Source organism: Sphingobacterium shayense (assembly GCF_013179575.1).
Lineage (GTDB): Bacteria > Bacteroidota > Bacteroidia > Sphingobacteriales > Sphingobacteriaceae > Sphingobacterium > Sphingobacterium shayense.
Genome location: NZ_JABMCQ010000185.1, coordinates 1 through 7,686, shown reverse-complemented (window position 1 = coordinate 7,686; position 7,686 = coordinate 1). Strand labels below are relative to the sequence as shown.

The window sequence follows — 7,686 nt, the reverse complement described above, 5'->3', positions numbered from 1 at the left end:
TTTTTGTTAGAAAATTTACTTTTTAGGTAATGCGGTTAGCCGGGCATGAAGGCTATTCATGAAGCGAATAGGACACAGGTATTTTCCTTTATGTTTTATCGAAAGGTGCAGATGCTCTCCTGTAACGCGTCCTGTTCTTCCGCTTACTGCTATACATTTACCAGGATAAAGGGGCTCTCCTTTACTTACCAGAATCTTCGATAGATGCCCATAGGTAACTTCAATATTCGAGCAGCCTACCGTAATAAAATTCCCCAGGTAGGGATGCGCACCTGTGCGCAATACTTTTCCGGTCAGCATGCTGTAAACGGGGGAGTCTCTGGCGGCAAGGTCGACTCCGCTGTGGAATCCGGGTATGCCGGTAACGGGATGCACGCGGGACCCGAACGGCGAGGTGATTTTTACCACTGGTAGTGGTGGGTGGAAGCGGATCGTATGCTGGCTAAAAGCTCGGCCTGATCCTAGAAATACGAGAAACAAGGCAAGATAGATTTTTAGAGTTGTATTCATAATAATTCGGTTTTTACTAAAGAAAAAAGATAGGGGTAAACGCTTTAGCGTCCCCGGATTGGCGTGTGCTGCGGGGCATGGCTACCGGTGCTGCCCGGTATGCTGGCAATGACCGCCTGTACTTCGGTAGTAATCCGGTTGTAGTTGGCTAGGAGCACCGTATTCATCTGCCCTTTAAAATCATAATACTGCGGCAGCGCACGATAGAGCTGCTCCTCTTTGTCTATTTCACTTTGGTCCAGATTCACCTTGCAGTTTACTGCAGACGTTTCGAATTTACCGTCGTACTTCGCGCTGGGTTCGCCGGCAAGAATGCCGATTATCTCCCCTGTTTTTAGGGATGCTATTTTGCCTGCTGGCACCAGCGGCTCCAGCTTTTCACTGATCGAAAGTGAAGTCTTGTTCCGATCGATACTCAGGCTTTCGCTGCGCTGCTTTACTTTTCCCAGCAGGCGCTCCAGCCATTCCAGGGTGTCCTTGGAGCGCACCGATCCGGCAAGTACATTTCCGACAACCGAAGTAATCGTTGCTGCGGTATCTTTACCGTACTGCTGACGAAACTGCGGAAGTTCCTGCAGCCCCAGGATGACAGCTACTTTATTAGAGCGCGCTACGGCGATCAGGTTTTCAATTTTATGGATGTAGAGCGTCGGCACCTCGTCAATTATTAAGGCCGAAGGGAGATTCCCCTTGCTGTTAAGCAGTTTAGTTATCCGGTTTATAACAACCGAATAGCAGGCTGAGTTTACGCTCTGGGTACCCGGATCATTAGCGATCACCAGTATCGAGGGATTATCCACTGCTGATATTTTAAGATCAAAGTCATCGCCCGAGAATACCCAGAAGGTTTCTTTTGTTGCTAGGCGCGAGAGAAATATCTTCAGCGTTCCGATTTGCCCCTCAAGTTGATTAAAAGCTTTAGCGGCAAAGGCCGACTGAAAAGGCGAGAGGAGCGCGTGGAGTTCGGGCATCGAAAACAGCGTGTCAAAGATCTCCTGGTAAGAGCCGTTTAAAAACGAGAGCACATGGGGGAGACTGGAATATTTACCGCCATTGTGCTGCGCAAAAAAATAAATGCAGGCCGCAAGGAAGTTGATGGCCGACTGGGTGAAGAACTGATCCGCGCCGCCGCTTTTATCCCCTTTCTTAAGGGCTTCTACGAGTGCCTCGGCGCTCTCGGATGCTTCAGCCAGCGTGCGGATATAATCCGCGCGCCAGGGATTTATCCGCCGGCTGCAAGTGGGATCGGTAAGGTTGATCACATGAAAAGCGTGCGCCTTGCACTTTCCCCTGTTGCGCGCCAGGGTATAGTGATAATAGGCGAGCTTACCGAGATCCGGATGTTTGTAGTCGTATATACAGGCGGAGAACTCTTTAGCAATCAGCTGCCGGATTGCGGGGTTGATAATGCCGAATGTTTTGCCCGATCCGGGTACCCCGATTGTGATCACGGCCCGGAAAATATTAACAATATTGATCCAGCCATCCAGTACTTTTCCCTTAAAATAAAACTGCATGGGGATGTTTACGGACTGCTCCGTCTGGACGAGCTTTGTCTGCTGCATGAAGGATTCACCTTCAACGTTCCACTTGTCTTTGCCGAACCTGGAGCTTATCAATTTTGAAACATTATCCATAGCAATGTGGCAAAGTAGCGCTCCTGCTATTGCCGAAAAGGCGTACAGCCCATGAAGCGCGATACCATCTGCTGCATGCATGAGCTGCTGTTGCAGGGGCAGCCCGGCCAGCATGCTGGCAAGACCAAAAGCCAGGGGCAGCAGAATCTGCATCTTGGGGTTCAGTTCAGTGCTTTTTCTGCTCCGGGTGCCTACGGAGGTCAGCAGGATCAGTACCAGCGTGAAAAGCTTGCTGTATAAAAGATCGGCGTAGATCGGTAATCGAGCCAGGCTGCCGTAAATAACGCGCAACGGCCCGGCAAACACGCCCGATGCTGGATAAAATGGAGTTAGAATAAAAATGTACAGCTCGATAAACACCGAGAAATATATGGCCAGCTGCAATAGTGCGTGCAGGCGCTGCTGTTCTTTGGTTTCTTCCATATTAAATTGATTTGTATAAGCTCACTTCCGTACCGGCTTAAGCTCAAAGCGCCGCACATCTAAGTTTAAAAGACGAACGACCTGAGCTTATCTTTAAATGCTATCAGCATCTAGTATATCGCGGTATTTTATTTTAAGTTCCAGTGTCCTGCCGGATATCTGCTGCTCGCTAATGCTGATCTTAAGTACCTTACTGCCGGGGAAACTTACTTTTTTGATCACGTAGATATTCCGGAAGGAACGCTTAAAAGGGCCCAGGGGGTGAAGTGTAAAGATCGGTTCAATCTCGATACTCTGCACGTTGGTGGCTTTGGTGATTTTTTTATCTTCAATAAAAAAACGGAGCTCATCAGGATCGTATTTAAGTTTAGAACCGTTAGTCACCGATAGATCAATAAAGATGTAATCAGTGGCCGTGTAGATACCGTTTACGCTCATAGTTATCCCGAATTCTTTGTTTTTGCGGACAGTAGTTTTATTTTCTCTACCGGTGAGAATCTGCAGTGCTTTATTTTTGATCTGCGGGGTAGAAAGGCTGACTCCTGATATATCCAGCGGCGTCATATGGATGGGTAGTATATTCACTCGGACCGGTAGGCTACTTATATCGGGACTACCTGCCAGCTGAAGGCTGTACTGGGTAATATAGGCCTCACCCACGATGCTAACGGTTCCGAGTTTCTCAGCTTCAAGCCTTGCAGTGCTATCGGATTGAAGCTTTAGCCGCAAGACATTGTCAAGTGGCAAATCGCCTATGATCTTACCAGAGGAGATATCGACGTACGAAATAGGTTCAGGAGAGATGATATGCAGGGTACGCTCGGGTGCAATGATAAGCCAGGGGAGCTGCCTTTGATAGGTAGTCGCCTGCTGCCTCTGGGCGTGAGCGGTGCTACTGCTAGCTATGAACAGCAGGATGAATAATAATATATTTGTTTTCATAATGTTATTTTTGCTGGGAGCCATCGATTAGGTACACCAGGCTGTTGTATTTTATTTTCGCTTTATTTTTTCGGATCTGTTTAGAGAGGGCGGAGCTGGTGGACTGAAACATGCGCTGCAGGGTACCCATGACCATCTGCGCATTTCCGGCAGCCTGTTGCTGCAGGGTAAGCCCCTGAGCGGAACTGCTCCCCAGCTCTTTACTGAACTCCCTGAAGGCCGATGCAGGCACGTATAATCCTTTGGCGCCGTCGTTATCATATATTTCGAGCTTGACAGGCAAGACCGTTTTACCCCACAGGATGGATGTCACGCTCAGCATTACCCGCTGGGCAGCAAATCCACTCATCCGGGCGTACAGATAAGTGCCGCTGGGAATGTTGTGCTGCCCGCCGATAAGCATATCGTCAAGCAGACGAATCCGGATGCGGGATTCCGCGGTTCCCGTAACAGCCTCATCGATGATAGCCTGAATCGGTGTTTCTTTGTTTTGCGGCATTAGGGTGTTAAATGCGTGGCTGGCAGCATCGTATTTTGCAGCCGGCAGTAGCTCGGGCTGCAGCTCCTGCTGCAACTGCTGCTGCCGTTCCAGGACGCGCTCTTGCTGCAGCTGTGGATCATTCGCTTTTGCCATACTGTCGGCGTAGGCCATCTGCATTCGGAAGAGTTCCATGGGATCGGCGGCCGGTTTCTCCGGTTCCTTCGCTTGCTGGGGTATAGGCTGAGACAGGGCGGCCAGTGCCTGCTGCACGGCAAGGTCCTGCTCGCGCTGCTGCTGGGACCAGTCATCCGCTAAAGGCGGCGATATCGGGCTAGTAAGTTTTAGCGCTTTTTCGATGGAATCTAACCGCTGCTTTTCCTCTCTGGAGTACAGCTCATCAAAGCGGTACTGCTGAAGCTGATCTTCCCCGAGCTGCTTAATTGCGGTATATCCATCACCATCACGGTATTGCTGCCGGTAGGCGCTGAGTTTACTGGCCAGCGGCCGGGATTTCACCTGCTGGGACACATCGGCGAGACTTCCCTGCAGGGAGTCACTTGCAACAAGCGCCGGCTGCGGACCCGTAGTCTTGCCGGCAGATAACGACCTATAGGCATAAAAAAAGATCAGAACAAAAGGAAGCGCAATAAGGGGCAAAGCCACTTGGGGCTTTTTGAAGTTTATTTTCATGGTTTAGTTGTTTTGTTGGGATATTCGGAGCGGCCGCTACCAGGCTGTCCGCTCCAGCCGAGGCGTTTTTCGATTAGCTGTATTTGGTCCAGCGCGCGCTCGATATTGATGCTGTCGCCGGATAGTAGACTATCTTTGGCAAGCAGGACGTCCATCTGCTGCTGCAGGGCGATCATTTCGCTAAGAGCAGCTGCGGAATTGACGATTCCTTTCATGCTTTCGCCGGCCGGGGCCATCAGTGCAGCGGTAGGCGATTCTTTTCCCTTAGCCGGGAGCTCTTTGAGTAGCAGGTAGCAACTCGAAGCAAGCATCAGGGTGATCATCACCGATAAGGTGAGCCGGGGGTGCCTTTCCAGCGAGGTCTGAATGGAATTCATTTCGGTTAAAGTCTTTTTTGCAGACGCTGAGGGCGGAACTAAAACCGATATTTTCTTTTGGTTAAAAATTACTTTTTTGAACATGGCTGATATCTTTATTTTCTAGGGTCTTCCAGCGCGTTATAAGCAGGCCGTGCGCATTGTTTTGGGTTCTGAGATCCAGATCCCGCAGGTATCCTTCGGTCTGCAGCGATCGGACCAGGGTGGAGCTACGCCTGTCAATGGTCTGTTTTCCGTAGTAGCGGAAATACATCTTTTTCTGGTCAATAACCACGGAATCTGTCTGGAGGGTGAGCACCGAGCTGGAGGAAAGTACGGAGTTGAAGAATCCTTTTTCACGCAGGTTATTGTACTGAAGCGCTCCGGTCTCATCGATCAGGTACATGGCTTTTTCCATCTGCGACTCGATGAATTTTTCATCCGGAGCCAGGGTAAAGAAGTAGGAATGAAAGGCGATGATATGGGCCCTGTATTCAGCGGGCCGGTTGAGCTCCAGGTTACTGCGCTGCGCGGAGAATGTCTGTCCCGAGCTGTCCAGCAGGTATACCGTGCTGCCCGCTTTACTGAGCTGGTTGGATAAAAACAACAGCATGAGCCCTGTTATCAGTAAGCAGGTAACCAGCGTAAGGACTGTAGTGAGGGCAGCCAGGCGGACTTTGGCTTCAATGTTTTTAATAATCATAATGGGTAGAGTTGGATTTGATATCATATTTTGGCAAGCGCCTTACGCGCTTTACCGGCGGCGGAGGAAGCACCTCTGCCAAAAGCGCTTGCAGCAGAGGTGACGCCAGAGGTGGAAACGATCCAGGTAGAGATGCTCGGCACGGTGAGCATGGATAGACCGCCGATTAAAAAGGCGATGATGACAATGCCGAAGCTGAGCAGCCCGTTGCCGGCAAAGTATGCGAGCTTTTCCATGTTTGCCCCCTGGGTACCCACGAGCTCCTGGTACCGGGTTATTTCTGCCGATAGGGCATACTGCTGGAAGAGACTGGATATATACATCACTAAAAAAGCAATACCGGTATAAAGGTTCACGCTTATAAAGCGCGAAAGCCAGTTACTAAAGGAATCTTTAAATATCGGTAGGATGCTCGCTGCAACAGAGAACGGCCCCAGGATAATCAACACCGTAGAATAGATGATCTGAATGATGAAGATAATATAGACGCACAGGCGCAGAATCCATATGGCAAGGGTTTCAAGCGTATAAGTTGCCAGAAGCTGTATGCCGACCTGCATGCGGTTTCGGAGCTCTACGATCGGGTTCCATACTTGGGCGAAGCCTTCTTTGACGGTGGAGGTGACCGACTGCCAGGCTTCCTCGTACCATACGTCGGCTTCTTTAGCTGCGATTTCGGTCTGGGCTTCAATTTTGGTGAGCTGATCGGCTACTTCGATCATCAGCTTTGCCCGCTGAAGGCGCAGACCATTGACTTCATCCTGCCCGCCTTCGTAAACCGCTTCTGCTTTTGCAGCAATGATGTCCGTCGGAAAAGCGACGGCCCTGGTGAAAGGGCTCCACCAGAGAATAATCATCACCAGTCCGAATGGCCGAAGTAGGGGCATGATCTCCAGTTTTTTATCGCCGGCCATCATCTCGTAACACCGGATCGCAAAGTAGATGAGCATAAATATCGCTGCCAGCGCCTGGGCATCGGAGATGAACGTGTCGTAATGCGTCCAGATGGTATCTTTTAGACTTCTGAAAAAATGCAGCGCTCCAGCGTCGTATACGCCGTTTCCCTGCAGGAATCCAAAGGTTTCTTTAAATGACTCTGGCACATCGACAGGATTCACCTGCACGAGCGGTATTTGATTGAATACATGCATAACTTAAGGGTATTGGTTATTTTTTAGGACTTCATCTACTATTTCGATATCGCTTTTAGGCGCAGTAAATACCGGATGAGCTGCCGGCTTATCGCGCGATATATCCCAGCCTTCCCTGATCTTTAAATATTTTTTTGTGTGGGCGATCTTCCTCTTCCACTGCGTGAGGAGTTTTCTATAATCCATTAAAAGGTGGTGGTAGCCGAGGATCCGGTTTCCACGTTCTATGTCCGCTGCGCGCATCCCGTCCAGTCTTTCTTTGAATTCAGCACGCTGCTGGGTATACCATTCTAATGAACCGAGCTGTTTGAGCCGTAATTTTACGGGCTGCTCTAATCCGGCAAGCGGATCTTTAGCCATGGAATCTAATAGGTCGCTAAACATCCGCCCGTAATAAAGCTTCCATAGCGGATCGGCGGGACTCAGAAGACCCGCCCGACTGGCAGCTTCGCTTACCGCATTTTTTTTAATGGTATCGGACTGCAGCTTATAGCTTTTCTCTGTTTGCTGCATGGCCAGCACGAGCCCCATGCGCAGGGTCTGCGGCCCGCCCGGGCGCAGGGGCCGTCGGTCTGTTTTTGGGTAGTTGGGGTGCCAGGCCCAGGTTAGCCAGTACTGGTAGTTCAGCCCGAGGAATCCTTTTTTTGGTGTAAACTTTTTTCGGTCCCAGCTTTTAAAGACCATGCGCTCGTGCTGGTTAACAATATGTTTATCCGTCTGTCTTTTTATATTCTGGCCGCTGGCTGGTGGGATCGCTAACAATAAAAGTAGGCTCATTAGGGTTGCCGGTAGC

At 50.0% G+C, this 7,686-nt stretch carries 9 protein-coding genes; 1 reads left to right on the top strand and 8 read right to left on the bottom strand.

Annotation, left to right across the window (positions count from 1 at the left end; genetic code table 11):
- Positions 1 to 15: 15 nt before the first annotated feature.
- Complete coding sequence (locus tag HP439_RS19785; RefSeq protein WP_425501383.1) at positions 16 to 300, bottom strand: M23 family metallopeptidase; 285 nt, start codon at positions 298 to 300, stop codon at positions 16 to 18.
- On the opposite strand from HP439_RS19785, the gene HP439_RS19580 reads away from it, so the two are divergent.
- Positions 205 to 414: a hypothetical protein gene (locus tag HP439_RS19580; RefSeq protein WP_246229396.1), complete on the top strand. Its 210-nt coding sequence runs from the start codon at positions 205 to 207 to the stop codon at positions 412 to 414. The genes HP439_RS19785 and HP439_RS19580 overlap by 96 nt on opposite strands.
- 140 nt (positions 415 to 554) lie before the next feature.
- Here the strand turns inward: HP439_RS19580 and HP439_RS16515 are convergent, their stop codons facing one another.
- The 7 genes from HP439_RS16515 to HP439_RS16485 form a co-directional block, all read right to left on the bottom strand.
- On the bottom strand, positions 555 to 2,570 hold the full coding sequence (locus HP439_RS16515; RefSeq protein ID WP_172391445.1) for a type IV secretory system conjugative DNA transfer family protein: 2,016 nt from the start codon (positions 2,568 to 2,570) through the stop codon (positions 555 to 557).
- 93 nt (positions 2,571 to 2,663) lie between these two features.
- Positions 2,664 to 3,512: a conjugative transposon protein TraN gene (traN, locus tag HP439_RS16510; protein WP_172391444.1), complete on the bottom strand. Its 849-nt coding sequence runs from the start codon at positions 3,510 to 3,512 to the stop codon at positions 2,664 to 2,666.
- 4 nt (positions 3,513 to 3,516) lie between these two features.
- Positions 3,517 to 4,683, bottom strand: coding sequence for a conjugative transposon protein TraM (locus HP439_RS16505; RefSeq protein WP_172391443.1), 1,167 nt, complete (start codon positions 4,681 to 4,683; stop codon positions 3,517 to 3,519).
- Positions 4,680 to 5,144: a hypothetical protein gene (locus HP439_RS16500; RefSeq protein WP_172391442.1), complete on the bottom strand. Its 465-nt coding sequence runs from the start codon at positions 5,142 to 5,144 to the stop codon at positions 4,680 to 4,682. Before HP439_RS16500 ends, HP439_RS16505 begins: the two co-directional genes overlap by 4 nt.
- Complete coding sequence (gene traK, locus HP439_RS16495; RefSeq protein ID WP_172391441.1) at positions 5,122 to 5,742, bottom strand: conjugative transposon protein TraK; 621 nt, start codon at positions 5,740 to 5,742, stop codon at positions 5,122 to 5,124. Before traK ends, HP439_RS16500 begins: the two co-directional genes overlap by 23 nt.
- A gap of 23 nt (positions 5,743 to 5,765) precedes the next feature.
- Positions 5,766 to 6,893, bottom strand: coding sequence for a TraJ family protein (locus HP439_RS16490; RefSeq protein ID WP_172391440.1), 1,128 nt, complete (start codon positions 6,891 to 6,893; stop codon positions 5,766 to 5,768).
- A gap of 3 nt (positions 6,894 to 6,896) precedes the next feature.
- On the bottom strand, positions 6,897 to 7,686 hold a 790-nt coding region (locus HP439_RS16485), incomplete at its 5' end, for a hypothetical protein (RefSeq protein ID WP_216657885.1).

What these genes read in the sequence shown, in the direction of transcription:
- HP439_RS19580 (WP_246229396.1), top strand. Translation starts at nt 205, where the DNA reads ATGCCCATAGGTAACTTCAATATTCGAGCAGCCTACCGTAATAAAATT.
- HP439_RS19785 (WP_425501383.1), bottom strand. Translation starts at nt 300, where the DNA reads ATGCTGACCGGAAAAGTATTGCGCACAGGTGCGCATCCCTACCTGGGG.
- HP439_RS16515 (WP_172391445.1), bottom strand. Translation starts at nt 2,570, where the DNA reads ATGGAAGAAACCAAAGAACAGCAGCGCCTGCACGCACTATTGCAGCTG.
- traN (WP_172391444.1), bottom strand. Translation starts at nt 3,512, where the DNA reads ATGAAAACAAATATATTATTATTCATCCTGCTGTTCATAGCTAGCAGT.
- HP439_RS16505 (WP_172391443.1), bottom strand. Translation starts at nt 4,683, where the DNA reads ATGAAAATAAACTTCAAAAAGCCCCAAGTGGCTTTGCCCCTTATTGCG.
- HP439_RS16500 (WP_172391442.1), bottom strand. Translation starts at nt 5,144, where the DNA reads ATGTTCAAAAAAGTAATTTTTAACCAAAAGAAAATATCGGTTTTAGTT.
- traK (WP_172391441.1), bottom strand. Translation starts at nt 5,742, where the DNA reads ATGATTATTAAAAACATTGAAGCCAAAGTCCGCCTGGCTGCCCTCACT.
- HP439_RS16490 (WP_172391440.1), bottom strand. Translation starts at nt 6,893, where the DNA reads ATGCATGTATTCAATCAAATACCGCTCGTGCAGGTGAATCCTGTCGAT.